At 72.8% G+C, this 20,905-nt stretch carries 3 protein-coding genes; 2 read left to right on the forward strand and 1 reads right to left on the reverse strand.

The features are described 5' to 3' along the window. The first annotated feature begins 107 nt into the window (after positions 1 to 107). Both ACZ6IM_RS36625 and ACZ6IM_RS36630 read left to right on the forward strand, forming a co-directional pair. The gene (locus tag ACZ6IM_RS36625) at positions 108 to 1,049 is read left to right on the forward strand and encodes a ricin-type beta-trefoil lectin domain protein (protein WP_402678063.1); all 942 of its coding nucleotides are present in this window, start codon (positions 108 to 110) and stop codon (positions 1,047 to 1,049) included. 59 nt (positions 1,050 to 1,108) lie between these two features. Then, positions 1,109 to 1,444: a YbaB/EbfC family nucleoid-associated protein gene (locus ACZ6IM_RS36630; protein WP_361468058.1), complete on the forward strand. Its 336-nt coding sequence runs from the start codon at positions 1,109 to 1,111 to the stop codon at positions 1,442 to 1,444. Positions 1,445 to 1,546: 102 nt separating this feature from the next. Here ACZ6IM_RS36630 and ACZ6IM_RS36635 read toward each other — a convergent pair whose 3' ends face one another. Beyond that, a complete protein-coding gene (locus ACZ6IM_RS36635; protein WP_469562831.1) occupies positions 1,547 to 20,878 on the reverse strand; it encodes a hypothetical protein in 19,332 nt (6,443 codons plus the stop codon). Positions 20,879 to 20,905 lie beyond the last annotated feature (27 nt).

A 20,905-nucleotide genomic window follows, 5' to 3' on the forward strand; every position in this document is an offset into this window, starting at 1 on the left:
TCACACCGTGTGCACCGTGCGGCTTTGGAACGCTAAGCTACGCTGCGACAGTCGGCTCATCATCTTTCCATGACCGCTCCGTGGTTTCCGAGTTCACAGGAGACTGAGTGCCTCCCCAGCCCAAGCCGCAGGACCCCTCGCTCCTCGACGGGGCCTCCTCGCGCTTCGCCGACGCGTTCGTCCGGCGCACGACGAAGTCCTCGCAAGGCACCAACCCACGCCCCCGGCCGTGGAAGTGGCTGGTCGCCGCAGGCGCCCTCACCGCGGTAGCGATCCTGGTCGTCTTCGCCGTCGCCAACCTCCCGTCCGACCCGGCCGACAAGAAGAAGACCGCAGCGGCCGACGTCGTCTCACCGGCCGCCTCGACTCCCGCACCGCACAACACCGCGTCCGCGCCGGGCAAGTCGGACGGTGGCAGGGCTGCCGCGCCCGGCACCGGCGGTTCGGGCGGAGGCGGCTCCTACGGCCTGCCGGTCACGAAGGGATCCGCGGGCACCGGCGGCGACGTCGCGGACCCGCCGGAAGCCGCGGACCCGCCGTCGTCCCCGGCCGGCACCCGTCCCGCCTCCGGATCGGGTTCGGCCTCGGGCGGCTCCAACGGTGGCTCGTCCTCGGGCGATTCGACCGACACGACCCAGCAGAACAGCACCCAGCGGGATCAGGACGTGGCGCCGGGCGTCTCCGTCTACAGCCACGACAGCGGTCGCTGCATCTCCGCGCCGGCCGCCAAGGACGGCACCCGCCTGCAGATCTGGGACTGCGACGGCAGCTCCTCCCAGAAGATCGACTTCCGTTCCGACGGCACGGCCCGGATGTACGGCCTCTGCATGGACCTGGCGGGCGCCTCCGACGGCAGCGGCACCCCCGTCCAGCTCGCCCGGTGCAATGGCGGCTGGGCCCAGAAGTTCAAGGTGAACAAGTCTCACGACCTGGTGAACACCGTGATCGGCAAGTGCGTGGACATCACCGACAAACGCACCGCCAACGGCACAAAACTCCAGCTCTGGACCTGCTACGGCACCGACAACCAGAAGTGGAGCAAGCGCTGACCCGGCGCCGGGCCGGCGCCCCACCCCCTGTCCGGCCTTCATACGATCGGAACGCAGACGTGAACCTCGACGGCGGCCCCGGCCTTCAGAGACTCCTCGACAACACCCGGCAGCTCCAGCAGGACCTGGCCCGTGCCCAGGAGGAGTTCAGCGCGCTGACCGTGCAGGGCACGGCAGGGGGCGGCGCGGTGAAGGCCACGGTCGACAGCAACGGCGTACTCACCGACCTGCGGATCACCCCGGCCGTGGCCACCCCGGACAACGCCCAGGGCCTGGCCGACCTGGTCCTGGCCGCCGTACGGGAGGCCCAGCGGGCGCTGGCGGTGCGGCACGAGGAGCACTTCGTGCCGCTGCTGAAGTCACTCGACTCTCAGCTCGGCAACTTCCCCGGCTGATCGGCCGCGACCTCGCACGGCAGCGCGTCACCACGACGCCGGGGCTGCCCTGGACCTGCCACGGTCCGGGCGGCCCCGGCGTTTTCGCGCCGGGGCCTTTCCTCAGACGACGTGCTTCAGGTTCCCGCCCAGCACCAGTTCGCAGAAGCGGGCCGCTCCGCCGCCTGCCTCGGCGGCCAACAGCCGCGGATCCGGATTGATCACCCGAGCCTGCGGATCGAGGTCGATCGACACCACGATGCCCTGTGCGGTCTGCGGCGCCCCGGTCACCTGAGCCGTGGACTGCTCCAACCAGCGGATCTCGCCCACGATGTTCATCGCCCACACCTGCTCGCCGGGGACCGCGCCCAGGACGAGCGAGCGGGCGCCGGGACCCGCTTCCAGCAGCAGTCGTTCCAGTCGTGCCACCTCCTCCGTCACCGGCCCCTGCCACGTCCGTTTGGCCAGCGCGACGCGTTCGCGGTAGCCGAGCGGCCCGGTGGACGCCGTGTCCATGGGGTCGAGGGACACCTGTTCGGCCTGCCGCCGGTGCCGGGTGGCCCGGGCCTCCGCCTGCCCGGCGAGTCGGCCGACGACCAGGCGGCGCCTCTCGTCCTTCGTGGTGGTCGCGTAGGCGCGGGCTCGGTCCGCCAGCCGATCGAGCGCCTGCGCGCGAAGGGCGTGGTCGTCGGCGTCGATCCGCCCGTACTCGTTCAGCAACCGGTCGACATCCGCCACGCGCGACAGCGACCGGAGGCCGGACGCCGCCGGATGCGTGGTCTGCTGACGGAACCGCTCCAAGTCGAGAAGATCGGCCTGATCGACGCTCTCCGCCTCCTCGGTGAGCGCCGCCTCCTCGGCGGCCGCCGCTGCCGCCTCGGCGGGCTCGGCCCCGTCGTCGGTCAACGGCACGTCGGTCGCGGCGTGTTCCTCGGCCAACGGCAGGGCGACCACGCGGCCCACGTGTCCGACGGGGACGAGATACATCCGTGCATCGTCCGCCGTCAGGCTGTACCGGGCCGGATCGGCCGGCAGCGCCGCCCGCAGTTCGGCCCAGTTCAGTACCCTGCCGATCCAGCCGTGGTCGCCCCGCAGCACGAACCCCTGCTCGTGCAGGAAGTCGTCTCCGAACCGTGTCCAGTCACCGGTGAGTACGGAACCGTCCGGCAGCACCAGCGTTCCTGCGGTGCCCACCTCGTACTGGTACGACCGCGAGGCGTGCGGATACGGACGGTTGAAGGAGCGGAACTCCTCCGCTGCCTTGCCGCCGTGTGCTGCCGGCCCCGTGAACACATGTTCCTGCTCCCGCTCCAGCAGCCCGAAGCGCGGCGCCATGACGGTGATGCCACGCCCGGTCTCCCAGCCCTCGGCCCGCGGATCCAGGCCGTGCTCGCGAGAGCCGCCCTGGAGGGCGGCGGTCACGACGGGCGCGTGCTGCTCCACGGTCGACAGCGTGGCGAGGCCCGTCCGTTCGTGGTCCAGCAGCTCCATCAGGGTCCGGACCTCGGGCTCGGTGAGCCGCTCGGCCGCGCGCGACCGGAGCGACCGCACCCCCCGCTCGATCTCCGCGGCGCTGGTGGACATGGTGCGTACGGCGGGAACCAGTTCGTCCAGCGCCTGCGCCACCCGCTCCGGCGTCTCTCGTCCGGAGAGGATTCCGGCAACCCTGCCCACCTGTGCGGCCAGCATCGCCAGTTCCGCGGCCTTGGTCTCCATTTCCGCCAGGGCCGCTTCGACGCTCACGTCGGCGAGCCCGGCCGCACGGTCGGTCAGCGAGTAGGGAACGCCGAAGTTCGAGGCGACGTCCAACGTCTCGTGGAGCGTGTGGTAGGCCAGCTTCTCCCGGTGGTCGTAGTGCAGGCGCCAGAAGGCGAAGATGCCCCACGCCTCCGCGGCGATCTCGTGCCGGGACGCGCCTGCCCATCGGGCCAAGTTGAACATCCGCATGGCGGTGTTCGACTGTCCCGCCCACACCGGAATGCGCAGCGTGCGCGCCAGGATCGTGGACGGAGCGTGCTCGTCCCGCGTCGAGGGGTGCTTCGTGCCGTCCTTGAGGACGTTCTGCGCGCGGTGCGCCGAGGAGTGGGTGCGTCGGCCGTCCGCGCCGATGACGACCGTTGCCTGCTGGTCGTGCAGGGTGTCCTCGGGCAGCAGTCCGCTGCCGTACGTCTGCGGGTAGTGGGAACTCGCCTTGAAGTACTCCATGAGGTCGTGCAGGACCATCATCTTGTCGCGGAAGCCGAACCCCGCGGGGTCGCGCAGGACGCCCGCCATGCCACCGCGGTCCCCCACCGTCGTCGCCAGGTGCGCCAAGTCCTCCGGCAGGTTCCGCCTGTTGAAGTGTCTGAGATAGGCGCCCAGTGGCGTGCCGTCGACGTGCGAGATGCCTGCTTCCATCTCGGCGAGCATCCGTTGCCCGTCGGGAAGGCCCCGGACGTGCGTGTGAATTCGGGTCAGCAACACGTCCAGGAGCGGTTCGACACGTCCCTCGGACTCGACCCGGAGGGCGAGTTCCTTCTCTGCGTGCCGGTTCGGCTTCGCCGCGATCCACCCCATGACGCCGCGGGCCAGGTCGGAGTAGGTGTCGACCTTGATGTCCTGCCGCTTCGCACCGAAGTCCGGGTGCCTGCCGATGCTCCTGCTCAGCAGGTCGTGGTGGCCCCGGTGCCCGGTGGGCTCCACGATCAGGCGCGACAGTCTCTCGCGGATCCGGTCCCGGTCGGCTCGGAGCTCCTGCCATTCCCGCTCGTCGAGGAGCTCGTGGCGGTACTCGTTCTCCAGGCTCCGTTCGATGTGTCTGACGAGATCGGCGAGGTGCCTGCGCTGCTCGCGCAGCACATCCGCGGGGAGCGCGGCTATCTCGTCGCGGAGCTCCTCGATCTCCTCGGCCGGATCGACGGCGGGCCCCACGGGACGGGAGCGCATGCCGAACCATCCCGAGATCCGGCTACGGACCGACGGCGCCTGCTTGGGGGCGTTCGCCTGCTTGATCCGCAGGTCGAGCTGGGCCCGCAGGTGCTCCAGGTCACGTTCGAGGCCCTCCTCCAGGTCCCTCGCCGTCTCCCAGAAGTCCCTGGTCAGGTCGTGGCCGCCGACGGTGACCGCACCGCCGGGAAGTCTCTCGCGGCTGGTGCCGAGCTGTTCGGAGAGGTCTGCCGCGAGGATGCGGGCCGAGGCCTCGTCGCCCTGCAGCAGTTCGGCCGCGACGGCGACGGTCGCCGCGCGGTACGTGTCCGCAGCCTCGCGCAGGACCCGCTCGGAACCGAACACCACGGCCGGCGAGCCCAGCAGCCGCCCGGCCCGTTCCATGAGGGCGAGGAACCGCGAGGCCGGCAGCTCGCTCAGCTGTGCCGGGAGCAAGGGGTCGTCCCGGCCGGAGAGGTCTCCCAGCCCCACCTCCTCCATGCGACGCTCGGCCGCGTCGAAGCGGGTCAGGGCGCTGTCCAGCGCCTGGGCGTGTGCGGCGGCGGAACGGGTGTCGGCCGACGAACCGGCGCCGTCGGTCCGCTCCCGGAGGGCGGCCTCGCGGGTGAACGCCTCGGCCAGACCTTGCGCCGCCCTGGCGAACTCCTCCATGGCGCCCAGCCGTTCGGCCGGTGCACTACGGGCGAGCGTGTCGCGCAGGGCCGCGGCCCGCGCGAGGCGCACCTGCCGGAGCGTCTGCCACCCGGCGCCGCGCTCCGTTACGGCGGTCCGGGTGGTGCGCGGAACCGCGGCGAGGTAGGCGTCGCCCCTTCGGTAGACGGTTACCTCGGGGAGGGTGGCGGAGTTGTCGTCGACGGCTCCCGGGTACGACGTGTGGGTTCCGTTCTCTTCGACGACGGTCAGGTTCACGGCCAGGGTCCGCGCGGTCGCCCGGGCGGCCGCGTCCGCCGTCTGAGCGTTCCAGCCTCGCGCCGTGCGCAGGTTCCGGCGGACCAGTCCCCGGGTCTCCTGCGAGGTGAGCCGGGAGCGCAGCGCCTTGGGCAGTCGCCCGCCGTCGGCCGACATCCGCTCGCGGATCTGCTCCCGCAGGCCCGGCTCGCCCCGGAAGGCCCGGTCCAGTGCGGCGGCCACTTCCCTGGTGTGGAAGACGGCCTGCGGGTCGAGGCCGAGACCGTCCGGGATGTGCGAACTGCGCGCGACCTGTGCGGCCAGGCGCGCGGGGTCACCGGTCCGGCTTCCCCTGGCTGCGAGGACCGCCGCGTAGAACCCGTTGCCGTCGCCCTCGGGCCGGTGCAGGTCGAAGAGCACGCGGCGACCGTCGGGCTCGGTGGCCGTGATGCTGCGGTGATCGGACGCGGCGTCGAAATACCGGTGTTGTGCGGAGTCCTCGCCGCCCTGCCCTCGCTGCCAGGGTGCGTCGGAGTACGCGGGTCGTGTCTCGTCTTCCTGTCCGGCGGTTGTCGCCACCGTGGACGGCTCCCCCCTCACAGCCGCCGCGTTCGGGGGCTGCGCGTTCGGGGCCTGCGCCTTGGTTGCAGGGAGCTTGCGGCTCGCCGGTTCGGGGGCTGCGGGTTCCGTGAAGACGGCCCGGGGCGGCGCCGGGGTGTCCGCGAGCTGGATGCGCCCCTGCGGGGTGGCGCTGAGCTGGTGCCAGTTCGTCAGGCGGTCAGTGGCCTCGCGCACCTCGGCGTAGATGATCGCCAGACCGTCGGCGTGGGCCCGGAGCGCCGCCAAGTCCTCCTTCACCTCGTTCAGCCGCTGCTCCGCCACCGCCCGCTTCACCTGCGCCCGGGCCAGCTCGATCCGCTCGTCGCGCACCTCGGCCCAGCCGTCGTGGTCGGGTTCGGCGACCGTGTCCTGCCGTTCCAGGGCGTCGAGGGCCGCGCGGGCGTCCTCGACGGACAGCGCGGGCAGCGGCTCGCCGCCGTTGAGTTCGGACACCGTGCGTTCGGCGGCGGTCAGTGCGGTCTCCCGCTCGAAGCCGTCGCCGCGGCGCAGGTTCCAGTAGTTCTCGTCGGCGGTGGTCCAGGCCTTCTCCGCGTCGGCCACCGCGTCCCAGGACGCAGACACCTCGGCCGGGAAGAGGGTGCCGTCGATCAGGCCGAGCTGCCGGGCGACGTCCTCGCGCACCCAGGCGAGCACCGTGGCCTCGGTCTCCACCGCCAGCGGCAGCCGTTGCGGGTTGCCGAAGGCGCTGCGGAGGAACCGGGCCGGGGTGCTGTCCTTGACGTGGTGCCGCACGTGGGCGACGGACAGCCACGTGGTGGGGATGGCGAACAGGAACGTGCGGGCCTTGTCCGGCTTGATGTTCACCGACGCGAGCTGCTCGCCGGTCTGGCCCGAGGCGGCCGAGTCGAGCCCCTGCGCCCCTGACCCGCTGCCGATCTGGTTGGTGCCGAGCGCCGGGGAGGTGGTCGTCGGACCGGCGTGCAGGACGTGCTCGGCCGCCCCCGCCCGGTCGGCTGACGCCCCCGCGCCGTGCGTGCTGCGGTGGGCGTGCTCGAACTTCGCGCCGTCCGTGACGGTCAGCAGCCGCGCCCCGGACAGGTCCGGCTTGGAGTACAGGGTGAGGCTGCCGTCCGCTCCGCCCCAGAAGCCGCGGTCGGTGAGCCCGGCGACCTGGTAACCGTCCGGCGTCAGCGTCTGCCCGTAGAACGCGGCCAGCGCGCCGTTGGACGTGCCGTCCTCCAGGCTCTGGGCCGGTCCGGAGCCCGCCCGGGTCAGGGGCGTGTCCTGTGCCCGCGCCAGCAGGTCGGGGCCGAGCGGGCCGTGTGCGGGCACCGGCAGGGACGCGTCGTAGGCGGCGCCCAGCGCCAGCGTGTTGGCGGCGTGCAGCCCCTCCAGTCCGACGATGCCGCGTACGGAGAAGCCCTGCTCGGGCATCTCGAACGGCTTGGTCCGCGGGCCGCGCCCCGGGTGCGCGACCTCGTGCCAGCCGCCCGCGCCGAACGCCCGCGGCAGCTCGGCCCGGTGCGGTTGTGCGTGCCCGTCCAGCTCCGGCGGCGCCAGCGGATCGGGGCGGTCGGCCGTCGCCACTCCGGCGGCCTGCCCGTCGGTGGTCTGCGGATCGGGGCGCATCAGGCTCATCGGCAGGTGTTCGACGAGCCGTCCGACGCTCTGCTGGACGGAGATGTTGTGCTTGCGCCGCCCCGTCCACGTCCGCCACCAGTCGCCGGCCGCGTCCGGCGCCCGCTCCGCTCCGCGCCGCGCCGGTGCCGGTGTGACGGGTGCGGAGTCCGTGATCTCCAGGTCGAGCCTCAGCTCGTACTGCGTGGCGTACTCACCGTGGGCCTGCGAGATCGCGACCGTCGAGATGTCGACGGTGCCCTCGCTCCACGTCTGCGCCCGGGTCTGCGTCGAGGAGCCCGTCTGCGTGTACGTGGGTCCCGCCATCGGGACCGCGGTGTCACCGGTGTGGGCGCCCTCGGTCACGGCGATGCCGATCATCCGGCCCGTGCTGCGCCCCTCGGCGCGCTGGACGGACTCCACAGCGTGGCGGGCCTCTTCCAGCTCCACGCTGTGGCCCAGGCCGCCGAAGCCGTCCGAGGTGGCACGCAGGGGTACGAGCTGGGCCCGCAGCCTCACTTGGCGGTGGCCGACCCAGGTCTCGGCCCACTCCGCCCCCCAGCGGCCGATACGGGCGGGCACGGAGGCGCCGGTACCGCCGCTCATCTCCTTGCCGAGGGCCCGCATCACGCGACCGGAGACGAGCCGGCGCAGTTGCTCCCGGTCCTGTGTGGTGAGCCCCAGGGGCGCCAGTTGCTCCTCGAACCGCTTCAGTGCCGCCGCCGTGTTGAGCGGGTTGACCGGCCAGCCGCCGAACGCCCCGCGCAGCCAGGGGAAGGGCGACCACGAACGCTGCTTGTACAGGGGTACGTCGCCGAAGGCGTCCTTGAGGGCCCCGAGCCGGTGGGCGTTCTTCTCGGGGACGTGCACCAGGAGGCCGTCGGGGACCACGACCCTGCTCCCCGCGGCCGAGGCAAGGGACGTCGGCATGTGGGGGACGCGGTGCGCCCAGGTCCCCAGCCGGTCGGAGGCGGCAGCGAACTCGTGCAGGAGCGAGGCGGCCACCAGGGCGTGGCGCCCGCTGTCCCTGCGGGTGACCTCGGACACCGCGGAGCGCTGCACCGTGGCCGACGTGGACAGGTCCCGCCGGTAGGGGCTGAGGACCAGGCCGTAGTTGCCGGTGACGCCCGTTCCCGCGTCGTGGGTCCTGCGGAAGCCCACCTGGCCGCCGAAGAACAGGGCGGTGGTGCGGGCGCTGCGGCCGGACGCCTGAAGGGTGCCGCCGACGACGGAGTCGGAGTTGATGGTCTCCGCCCGGGTCAGTGCGGTCAGGCCCGGCAGGACGGTCGTGCGGTGGGCGAGCCACGTCGAACGGTTCAGGTACGGTGCCGCCGCCCACAGCTCCGGTGCCCGCCAGCCCATGGGGGTGGAGGCCTGGTCGTGGTTGGCCCGCAGCGTCTTGCTGTCGGTGAGCTGGATCGCCGCGTCGTGGACCGGGGCGCCCTTCCGGCCGGCCGTCCAGGAACGCCCGGTGGCCTTGTCGAGCGTCGTCTCCAGTGCCCGCGTCATCTCGGGGCCGGACGTGACGGAGACCGTCTGGTGCGGGTGCGATGCCAGCACGGTGGCCTCCCGGCCTGCCGCGTCCTCCAGCGCCTTGCCCGTCCCCAACGCCAGGTCGAGGGCCTCCTGCCGGGTCATCTCCGGCGCCGTCCCCGGGACGTCCTGCGTCTGCGGGCCGGACTCGGTCCGTGTGGTGGTGGCGGACGTGGCGGCCGGGGCGTGCTCGACCGGGACGCTCAGCAGCACCCTCCCCAGCCCCGCCGCCTCCTCCGTGCCCGGCCGGGGGGTGAACAGGGGGCTCTCCGGCTCGCCGAACACGAAGGGCTGGGTGCCCAGCAGGTTCTGGAGCACCAGGCCCCGCATCCACCGGCGGGGGCGGGAGTAGCCGCCGCGCTTGGCGTCGAGGCGCAGGTCGTAACTGTAGAGGCGGGAGCCGCCGGTGTTGTACGACATCTGCTCGTTGGCCGCGGACATGCCGTAGCCGCTCTCGGAGTCGGTGCGCCCGCCCGCACGGATGCCTGCCGTGAGGGTGCCGGTCTGGAGTACGCCGCCCAGGTCGCTGGGGGTGGTGTCGCTCAGCGAGAGCATGCCCTCCACTCCCACCTGGCCGCCGCGGGAACCGCTTCGCTGGCCGCCGACGGCCTCGGTGCCGGGAGCGCTGAGTCGCACCCGCAGGTCCTGCTGGTCCCCCTCGTAGCGCCGTCCGGTCAGCTTGGCGTCGATCCATACGTAGCGGTGGCCGCGGGAGAGCGCGGCCGACTCCACCAGGTCGATGCGGAGCCCGGTGGTCATCATCGTCTCGACGTTCGTCGCCAGGCTGTGGTGGGCGAGCTGGTGGTAGATCTCCAGGGTGTTGTTCAGCACCGTCTTGAAGTGGTCGGCGCCGCGCCAGCGGGGGTTGTCCGGGTTCAGCTCGCGCAGGGGGGCGACCAGGTCCGGATAGGCCCTGCCGACCTCTTTGAGCACGGCGTCGGCGAAGTGTTCGGGGAACGTCACCGTCCTGCCGTCGACGACCTTGCTGACGGTTCCGTCGGTGAACGTGAACTCCTCGACCCGGCTCATGCCGAGCGTCGTCGGATCGTTCTCCGTCAGATAGCGCGGAGCCCGCGGTTCCGGCGTCGTCCGCTCGGGTGTCCTGTCCAGCCCTGCCAGCCGCCGGGCCTCGGTGCGGGTGATCCGTTCAATGGCGTAGGTGTCGAAGACCCGGGTGGCCGGTTCCTCGCTCCACTTCCGCGGCGAGTGCTTGCGCAGCCTGCCGGGACGGTCCCCCTCGCCCGGCCCGGACCTGAGCGGCGCGGCCTGCTTGTTGGGCGGCGCGGTCACCGTGACCTTCTTGTGCACCAGGTACAGGCCGGTGTCGGTGGTCTTGGCCTGCCCGGCGATCTTCACGGCGGCGGTCCCGCCCGAGACGGTGCCGCGGTTGCGCGCGGCGGCGTAGCGGGCGGTCAGTCCCGCCTGCGCCCGCAGGTTGAGCGCGCCGCCGTCCAGGTCGAACAACTGGAAGGCGGGGCCGAGCACGGCGCCGACGTCGACGGTCCGCGCCTTGCCGACCTGCCGTTCGTTGCGCGAGGTGCTCTGCGCGATGTCGCGGAGCTCCGCCGCCTTCGTCTCGCTGATCAGGACCGCTTCGCCGGACTCGACCCGCACCGAGAACACGCCGAGCGGGTCGGCGCCGTGCGTGCCGCCGAGGAGCGGCGGGGTGAACACGGGGCCGGAGTTCAGTACGCGGGACATCGCGTGGAAGCCGCTGGTGGAGAAGAACGCGCCGATCTGTTCCGCGGCCACGGTGTCAGGTCCCACACCGGCCTGCTCGACCACCCAGTCGTGGATGTGGCCCACCGGACCGAAGTCCTCGGTGCTCACCAGCCGGTAGCGGGCGTCGCCCGTCATGGTCAGGCGTTCCGGCAGCTGGCCCGCGGGCGGTGCGCCGCTGGTCGACGAGTCGGGGATGCGCACCGTGAGGCCGTCGCGCACGGCGAAGCCGAACCCGGCCGCCTGCCGGTCCGTGTCGCCGTCGGTGATCGCCCTGCCGTTCAGGTCGACGGGCCGGCCGCGCCGGTCGTGGACCGAGAACTCGTACCAGACGTCGTCGACATGGAGGTGCGATGCGTCCGTGGCGCGGGATTCGGTCTGGTTGATCACCTGGCGCTGCTGGTTGTACTTCACCTGCTTGCCGAAGTTGACCTGCGCGTGCAGCCGGGCCCACGGTGACAGGAACGACTTGAGGGGGCCGAGGGGCACGCTCGGGGACAGACCGAAGGAGGTTCCGTTGGCCTTGACCTGTCCACCGGTCGTGGTCGACCGGCGCATCACGTCGTTCTTGACCGGGTTCGCGTAGCCGAAGGTGAACCGTTCCCAGCTGCCGTAGGGCCGGGCGGTGATCCGCAGGACGCGGGTCCTGCCGTTCGCCGTCCGGTAGCCGAACGTCTTGCCGTCGCCGAAGAATCCCCGTGTGTCGTCGCGCAGGGCACGGCTCACCTGCTCCAACAGGACGGGGGTGCCCTGCTTCTGTCCCCTGGGCAGCGCGGGACGGGTGCTCTCCCGGGTCGCCAGCTCCCGGCCCAGCTCGCCCACGACCTGGTCGATGCCGCGCAGTCGGGGGTTGCTCTGGCCGAAGGCGAACGAGCGGCGTACGACGTCCGGCGGCAGTCCGGTCAGCCGGGTGCCGACGCCCTCGGCCATCTGAACGGGCAGCCGGGTACCGTCGCTGAACTTCACCGGTCCCGTGGTCGTCGGCGCGGGCGGCAGCTCGCGGTCGAGTCGCGGCGGCCGGCGTTCTTCCAGGTCCACACCGATCGTCGCGGGCCGGGTCGTGGCCGTGGGGGTCTCGTGGACAGCTCCCGGAGTCTCCTCCACCTCGGGGACGGTCTCCAACGGAGCGGTGCCGAGCAGGCGTTCGGGGGCCCCAGCCGCGGTGGTGACATCGGCGGCGATGCCGTGGCGCAGGGGGTGACCGGGGACGCCCTCGGTGGTCGGCGGGAACGACGCCGCCCGCTCGGGAGCGTGGACAGGCGCGTCCTGCCCCGCCGCCGCTCCGTGCCCGTCCGTCTTGGCACCACCTGGCGTGAGGTCGCTCCGCATTCCCGCGATGTGCCGCGCGGTCCTCTCCACCCGCGCCCGGAAGTCCAGGTGCGCGAAGGTGTCCCCGGCCGATCCCAGCTCCCGGTATGCCTCGATGGCCCGCTCGGCGTCGACGGGCTCGTGCCCGAGCCGCGTCAGCCGCCGGTTGACCCTCTGGGCCAGGTCCGCGTCCAGCCCCAGCACGCGGGAGACGCCCGGTCCGGCGTACCACCGGCCGAGTCCGGCGTGCCGCTCCCCGGTGAGGGTCATGACGAACTGCGCGAAGGAGTCGGCGTTCATCAGCGAACGCCTGCCCATGGCGTACCAGTTGTGCTGCTTGGCGGGGAGGACCGATTCGTCCGAACCGGTGTAGGTCATCGGATCGCGGGCCTGCCGGTTCTCCAGCCTCGGGGCGCCGAGAGCGTCCTCGACCCGCTCCATCTCGTAGCTGCTGTACTGGTAGTCGTCCGTTCCGGCGTACCGGTGCGTGGCCTCGTGGACGAGGGTCCACGCCAGGTCCCAGTCCTTGTCGTTCGCCTTGGTGAGGTGGATGGGGCCCTTGCGTGCGAAGACTGGTGCGATCTCGTCGCGCTTCATCCGGTGGGGGTCCAGGAGACGGCCGGTCACGTCCCGGGCGACGGGGTCGACCCAGCCCACCGCGCCGGCCCTCTCCGCCAGTGCCGCGGCCAGGTGGTAGGAGGTCCTGCCCACCAGGGTGACGGCCGCCGTGCCGGAGTCGAGTCCGGCGCCCACCCGCTCCAGCACCTGGGTGAGGTGGGCGAGGAAGGGGGCGGCCTCCTGCGGGGTCGCCCGCTGGAACAGCGGGAAACTGCTCGTCAGCGCGTCGAGCAGCGCCCCCTGGGGAGCGCCGTCGGCGGCGCGCAGCTCCCGCAGGGCCAGTTCGACCCGCCGCTTGGTGTCGGGCAGCACCCGGCGCACCGTGTTGGCCCAGCGGTCGGGCGCCGTGATCTCGCCGAGCGTCGAGATCTTGACGTTTCCGCTGCCGTAGGCGCGGTCCGTCACCTCGTCGAACTGGTCGCCGTGCTCCCGGTGGCCGGGCCCGAGCCCCAGTTGCTCCGAGGTCGCGGTGCGGGACGGATTGCGGACGTCCCGCCACAGGCCATCGCCCCGCTGCCCGGTGTGGGTGTGCGGCAAGGCCGTACGGTCGTACCTCCACACGGTGACCGGGACATGGAAATCCTCGGTGACCGTCGGGACGGCGGCCTGCGGGGGCTGCTGCGACACCGGGGCCCGCCGGTCCGTGTCGACCCGGCGGTCGTCCCGGGCCAGCCGGGCGGCCAGTGCCCGGGCGGCCTCGGGACCGTTGCGGTGCAACTCCCAGCCGATGTCGGCCAGCTCCCGAAGTCGCTCCCGGTGCCGCATCCCGGGGACCCAGGATCCCTCGGACTGCCGCATGTGGAAGGCCTCGCGCGTCGCGTCCAGCGGCAGTCCGTGCAGCAGGGGCTCGTCCTCGTAGGCCTCCCGCAGGGCCTGGTCGAGGGTCACCGCTTCCCGGTCCGGCTCCAGTACGCGGCCCGAACTCGCCGAACCCTGGACGAACTCCGGGTCCTCGTCCACCTGGTCCTGTGCGACGCCCTTGCCCTTGCCGACGGCCGTGGTGTCGTCCGCCCGCGTCCGCGGGGGCCGCTGCTCGAAGGTGTCGCGTGCCCCTCCCGGACGACCGGTGTGGGGCAGGCCCGCGAGACGGGTGGCGACCGCTTCCGCGCGGAAGACGCTGTTGCCCCGCGAGAAGGCCGTTCCACGCGAGGTTTCCAGGCTCCGGTGGGTCTGGTGCACCCGCCAGGGCGACACCCTTTCCCGGCCCATGCCGGTGAGCAGGTCGTTGACCGAGTGGACGAAGAGATCGTCCACGTCGGGGTCCCGGGGCCCTCCGTAGAGGGAGTCGGCGATCCGCTCCGCCCGGTCGGCCGGCGGCCCGTTGCGTACGGCGTCGTCCAGTCCGTCGTAGGCGTCCCGGACCCGGAGGTCGAAGAACGCGTCCTCCCTGACGCCCCGGGGCAGCCGGCTCTGCACCTGCCTGCCCAGTTCCGTCCGCTCGTCGTGCGGCAGCCGTTGCCAGGCGCTGGCGCCGGTCACGGCTGCGCTCTCCTCACGCAGGCCCTTGATCCAGTCTTCCAGCCGGGGGGTGACCAGAGCATCGAGGATGCTCCGGACCAGCGGGAGGAACCTCTCCACCTGCTTGCGGTCCTTCTCCAGGCGAGTCCTGGCGTGGTATTCCGCCTCTCCGGTGATGCGCAGGTCGCCGCGCTCCGCCGCGAACCGGTCGGCCAGAACCCACAGGGCGGTGAAGTCCTGCGCCCGGCCCAGCCGGTCGATCTCGCGCCCGATCTGCCCGCGCACCGAGGTGGCGAGGTCGGAGACGGTCTTCGCCACCGCGCCCTTCGGCTTGGCGCCCAGGGCGCGGTTGATCTCGATGTTCACCGTGGACAGGACGCTGTGCAGCTCGGTGCGCGCCTTGCGCTGGTACGACGCGGCCGTCGTCCGCGGGTTCTCCGGGGCCAACTCGCCGCGCAACTGTTCGATCCAGTCCTGGCCCGGCCGGTTGACGAACTGGTCGACCATCCGCTCGGCGTGGTCGCGCCGCGCCGTGACAGCCGCCTTGGTCTTCTCCGTGGTGGCCCACGAGGCCGCCTCCGCGGCGGCCCGCGCGACCTGCTTCTCCAGGTCGGTCCTCAGCGCGGCCCGCCCGTTCGAGAACGTGTCCGCGAGGCCACGCAGTGCGTCGAACGTCGTGGGCGTGCCGAGCAGGCCGATCTCGCCCTGGATGTGCGCGGCGATACGGTCGTGCAGTGCGCGCAGCATCCCGGTGTCCGGGCCCTGGGGTCGCACGCCCTCGATGTTGCGCAACGCCTGCGGCAGGTCCCAGTCGTGCAGTTCGCTGTGGACCAGGCTCTGGTAGGCGGTCTTCGTGTACGTCAGCTCGTGGCCCGGTTCGGTGTGCACCGCGCGGCTGCGGACGCGGGCCAGGGTCGTCGTGGTGTCCGTCGCCCCCGTGTGGGTCTCCTGGCTGACGAACTCCCAGCCGTCCCTGCCGTACGCCATCACGTTGGCGACCTCGAAGAGCTCCCCTTCCGCGACGCCGCCGAAGTACTCGCCCGCGCCGTACCAGTCCGTCGGCCGCTGCTCCCTGCGGAACACCACCGGGGCCGGCATCTTGGTGTCCGGCGACTGGTAGTGCCACACCGTGATCCGGCCCGCCCGCGCCGAGGGCGTGACGGCGTAGGCGCAGCCGTTCATCGTCGGCGTCAGCACCAGGCGGGGGTCCGTCAGGCCGGGATGCGCCAGCACGTCCGCGTGACCGACGTTGTCCGCGTAGTCCTCCGAGCCGCGCGTCAGGTAGGGCACGAAGACGGCGTTCACGTACTCGCCCTCGGGCCTCGGGGCGGGCAGGACCGTGTCCTCGCTGAAGGAGAAGCGGTCGGCGCCGTAGTGCCCGACGTACCACTCGACCGCCGGGGCCAGCGCGAACACCGCCTTCCCCGCGGTGTCCACGCCCCGCTGCGACAGGACGAAGCGGTGCTCGGACAGGTGCCCCGCGTGACCCGGCAGAATCGACAGGGCGTTGATGAAGTCGTCCAGGTCCTTCGGTCCCAGACCCGGCGCATGGGTCTCGAGACCGGTCTTCATGTCCAGGGACAGTACGTGCGTTCCGAGGAACGACTTGGGGTCGGCGCTCAGGTGCGCCTCCGGATGTGCGAAGTGCGCCTGCTCAGTGGTCTGCGTGGCGCCCGAAGGATCTGCGGACCGACCGGCGGTCGAGGTCGCCGCCTGCTCGGAGCTGCCGCCGAACAGGCCCGTTCGGTCTCCGTGTTCGGACAGCCGTCCGGCCAGGTCCCAGGCGGCTTCGGCACCGTGCAGGTGCAGCTCGCGGCCGATCCGGCCCAGGTGCTGCAGACGGGTGAGCCGCTCCGCGCCGGCGACGGCGGGATCGGTGTGCTCCTGGATGCGGAACGCGTCAAGCAGTTCGCCCGGGGTCAGGTCGCGCAGCAGAGGGTCCTGGGTCTGCAGCTCGCGAAGGGCCCGTTCCTGGTCGAAGCCGTCCTCCGGCCCCTCGGTGCGCTCCTGCGGGTCGGGGTCCCGGCCGCGGTCCACGGCTTTGCCCTTGTCCACCGTGCGCGCTGCCGTGGTCTCGGCCCGGTCCTGCCGGGGCGTCCCCAGGATGTGGTCGGCGATGGCCTCCACCTGCGCGGGGACCGACAGGGACGTGAACGCCTCGCCGGTCTCCGACGCCAGCTGCCACGCCGCGTCGCCGACCTCCTCGTAGGACACCGGCCGGCCGGCCCTCGCACCCAGCTCGTCGTTGACCGCGTCGGTCAGCCGCTCGCTCTCGGTCACGAAGTCCGCGACGACCGCGACGCGTTCGGCGAGTGTCGACTGCGGGGTGAGGATGCCGACGTTCAGCAGGTCCTCGTGAGCCCGGTCGATCCGGTCGGCCGGGAGGTCCTCGATGCCGCGTTCTGCCAGGACGCCCCGGATGGTCTCCGCCGCCTCGGTCGGGTCGACGGACGGGACAGGGTGGTACGGGGCCGCCGCCGGCCTGCCGAAGTTCTCGTCCAGGGTCCGGGCGACCACGAGGTCCGCCCGCTGGGCGGGCGTGAGGTCCTGGAACTCGGTGCCGAATTGCTCGAACAGCTCCTGGTGCACCTGGTGGATCCGCTGGTTGTCGGGATAACGGTCCGTGTACCGCAGCAACGTCTGGCTCGCGGCCTTCCGCATCTGCTCCTGGGAGCGCAGCATCTCGTCGGCGACCAACGTCGCCTGCGTCCTGGCGGGGAGCTTCACGACGTCGGGACGCTGCTCCAGCAGCCGCTGGTGGGCGTGCTCCGCCTGGGCCCGGGTGCCGGTGAACTCCGAGGAACCCCGGACGATGCGGCCCACCTCGGCGGGCAGGTCGAGGGTCTGTGCGTCGTCCTGGCGAAGTCCCTGCGCAGGCTGCTGCGCTCGGTGCTGCTGCTCCGAGCCGTGGGCGCTCGCCTCGGGTGTGCGGACCGCGGTCCCGGGCGTGCCGGCCGCGTCCCGGTCCAGGGTGACCTGCGTGCGTACGAGTGCGGGTGCTTCTGGCTTCGGCTGCGCGGACGCCTGCGTGTGCGCGGTGGGGTCCGTCCGCGGGGGCGCCGGTGTCCGCGAGGGCGAGGGGACCGGTGCGTCGGAGGTCGCGTCGTGTGCGGGGGCGGATGTCCGGTGCCCGGGGGCCGCGTCGCCGTCCCCGGAGACGGACCGGTCCGGGGTGTCCGGGCGGGCGGCCGGGTGCCCCTCGGCGGACGGGACGCGATCCGCGCGCCAGTCCCGGAAGGCCGGGTAGGACCAGCTCCGCAACTCGGGCACGAAGTCGCCGTCGCGCAGGTCGTCGAGGCGGGCCTGGAAGCCGTCCTCGCCGCGCGACTCGTGCGACAGCCAGGCCGAGGTCCGGTGTCCCTCGGGGGCGAACAGTTCGTCGTACCGGGTGACGCGCTCCGTGCGGAAGTCGTTGCCGAGTCTGCTGAGGGTGTCCTCGTGCAGGGGGAAGGCCTCGGTGCTGCCGGGGTGTCCCGCGATTTCGTGGAAGGCGTGTGCGGCCTCGCCGACGACGGCCTGGAGGTCGCCCTCGTGCCGGATGCGTTCGGGCAGGGACGTACGCAGGTCGTCGCGGGCGCCGGACCACTCCGCGGCGGTCTCCTCGGCCTTCGCCGGACTGTCCAGCCACTCGTCGAAGTGCCGCTGGGCGGTGGCCCGTACGGCGTCGAGGTACTCGGCGACCACGCGCTCGCGGCCGCCCTCGCCGAAGCGGCCGAGGAAGTCCTCGCCCAACTGGGCCAGGTGGTTCTGCGCGAAGGCGGTCTCCTCGGCCAACCGGGCCCGGACAAAGTGCTCCTTGGCGATGCGGCCGGGGAGTTCGTCGATCGCCCGGCTCGTCCTCAGGTCCCACAGAGCGCGGGGTCCGTCTCCGTCGCCGTGGCGGAAGACGAGGTCGTGGTCGGTGCGCAGGTCGTGCTCGAAGTCCTGGCGCACCTTGGCCACGAAGTCCTCGGACAGCGCGTCGGGGCCCCGCGAGTTCCACCGGATGAGGTCGTCGAACTGCTCGCCGGTCGCGGTCCGGATGTCCCGCTCCCGGGATGCGATGGCCCCGATGTCGTCGGACACGCCCTCCACGAGGGTGTCGATCTGGCGGCCGGTGCGGGCGGGCAGTCCCCCGCCGGTCTCCCCGTGGTGCAGGTACCGGTCGAGGATCCCGTCGAGCTGGGCCTCCTTGGTGAGGTAGTACTGCTCCAGCACGTTGTAGTCGTGCGACCGGTCACGGAAGGGGTCGGCGGGCGCGGTGGTGCCGTCGTCGGGGTGGCCGTACAGCTTGCTGTCGTCCTTGACGAATCGGTTGAGGTCCTTGTCGAAGACGGACTTCGTGGGCGCGTGCTGGAAGTCCGGCAGCAGTTCCCCGTCACCGAACCGGTTCGCCTTGTAGGAGTCGATCCTTTCCTTGACGACAGCGGCGAACCTCTCCTTCTGGTCCGCGCGCACGATGTAGTGGTGGGCGCTCGCCTTGGCGTCGTGGACGATGCGGTCGAACGCCTCGGAGGAGACGCGTCCCGTGCTCTCGACCTCGGTCCGGAACTGCTGGGTGATGTCGTGGCGCCACTGCCAGTGGGCGTTGCGCATCTGGTGCCCGTCCCGGGCGATGCCCGTTCCGCCGAACACGTCGTTCTCGGCGAACGTGTCGTACGCCTTGTTCCACGAGGCGGTGAGTTCCTCCCCGCGGAACTCCAGCCGGGCCTCGGCCTCGACGACGGGCAGGGTCCGCTCGTTTTGCCCCTGCCGGTAGGTGTGCCACCGCTGCTCGGGCGTCGCGCCGCCGTCGGGAGCGGGGGTGTGCGGGCTCTGGGGGCCGAGCGTGTCCTGTGCGGCACGGTCGGGGCGGGCGGGCACGGCGGCGGCCTCGTGGGCGGGCTCGACGGGACGCGCGCCGCGGTGCGGGGCTCCCTGGGGTCCGTCGTGGGCCGTGGTGCCCGCTGCCGCTTCGTGGTGGGCGGGCGCCGGAGCCTCGGCGGCCGAGGAGGACACCGAGTCCGGCCTGCGGACCGGGGCCGCGTGGGTTTCGACGCTCGCCGCCGTCCGCACCGGCGTGCCCTGCGCGGGGCGCTCGCCGGTGCCGGACGCGGGCGTGCCCGGGCGTACGGGGGTGGGTTCGGGCGTGCCGGTGCCGCGGGCGGGGGGCTGCGTGACGCCGGCTCCCTCGGCGGGCGTGCCGTGCGGCGTCGGCGTCGTGGCCCGTCCGGCGCCCGCCCCCGCGGGGCCCTCGGCGAGGGGTGCCCGGGGGTTGCCCGCGTGCGAGGTGACGGTGTTGCGCGGGGTCGTCTCCCCCGAGCCCGGGGCGTGTGACGTCGCGGTGGGGTTGTTCTGTTCGCCCCGGGGGCTGTTCGGGCGTGGCACGCCGCCGGGGCCGGCGGGGGCGGTCTCGCGCACCGCTCCGGCGCCGCCGTGCGGGCTCGGGGAGACCGCCGGGGCGTCCGGGAGGCCGGCGCTGCGCGGACCGTCCAGGAAGGCGTGCGGCGTCTGGGGGGTGGAGGGACTGCTGCGTACGGCGGCGGGCGGTGTGCCGTTGCCGGTGGCGATGTCGTTGCCTGCGGTGTGGGGAACCTGGTTGCCCGGCCGCGGGGCGACCGGCGCGTTCGGCACCGTGGCAGCCGGCGAGCTCCCGCCGGTGCGGACCTCCCCCGGCCAAGGGGCGACCGGCGCGTTCGGTCCCGTGACGGCGGGCGAGCTCCCGCCGGTGCGGACCTCCCCCGGACGCGGGGCGACCGGCGCGTTCGGTCCCGACACCGCCGGGGACGTCCCCTCGGGGTGGACCTGGCCGGGCCGGACGGTGTGGGGCCGCTGTCCGCCGCCCTCGGTCCGGCCCGCGGAGGGGGTGGGGAGGGGGTGGGGCGCCGGGGAGTCCGGCCGGGCCGTGCCGGGTGTCTGCGTGCCCGGCCGCTCCTGCCCGGGGCGCACGGTGCCCGGCAGCGGGGTGGCGCTGCCCGGAGCCCCGGCGTTCGGTCCGGGCGCGGCGGTCACGGGGTTGGTGGCGCCGGCACCGGTGGGCGGTGCGTGGTTGGTCTGGACGACCGAGTTCGGGAAGGGGGCGAGGTCTCCCACGTGTGGCAGCCCGACGTTGGGGATGTTGTTGCCCGCGTGCGGCACGGAGAGGCTGGACGCCTTGCTGGGGCTGGGGGCAGGGCCGGGGGTGGCGATGTTCGGCAGGCCCTTGCCGCCCGCGGCGGTGTTCGGGCCCTTGAGGATGTCGACTCCGCCCATTCCCCAGCCCGTCCACACGCCCAGGCCCATGTTGACGCCCTCGGACTCCCAGTCGATGTGCATGGGCCCGTGCCCCGCTTTGGAGCCCAGCAACCCTGCGAACAGGTCGGTGCCGAGGGTCACGCCCGCGTTGAGCACCGAGTCCGCGGTGAACGCCGCCGCCCGCCCGACGTTCGCGGCCGCGGCCGCGATCCGGGAGATGCTGGAAGCGATGCTCTGCACCAGTTGGCCCACGAGCGAGGTCAGCCGCGCCAGGACGGCGCCGATGCCGAACGAGGCGACGCCGAGGACCATGCCGAAGATCGTGGTCAGCGCTCCGATGAGGGCGGCGCGGTTGATCTCGTCGATGGCCTTCTGCAACTCGTCGGCGTAGTTGATGATCGCCTGCCCGATCTCGACGGCCACCGTGCCCGCCTCCAGCAGCGCGTGCCGGATGTTGTGGTCGGCGACGCCGTTCCAGACGAGTTCCGCCGCCTGGCCCGCCTTGCCCGTCCAGCCTCCGGCCATGGAACTCACGGCGCCGTCCATGATCCCGACGGCTTCCTGCAGCATCTCGCCGGTGGAGATCCACAATTGGCCGAGTTCTCGGATGTGCGCGTCGTCGTAGTGGACTGGCATGGTGTGTCCTCACAAGCGGGGGCCGGG

The sequence above is a fragment of the Streptomyces sp. NPDC042336 genome (assembly GCF_055581985.1).

Bases quoted from the DNA above. Each gene is read 5' to 3' on its own strand.
- ACZ6IM_RS36635 (WP_469562831.1), bottom strand. From the start codon at position 20,878: ATGCCAGTCCACTACGACGACGCGCACATCCGAGAACTCGGCCAATTG.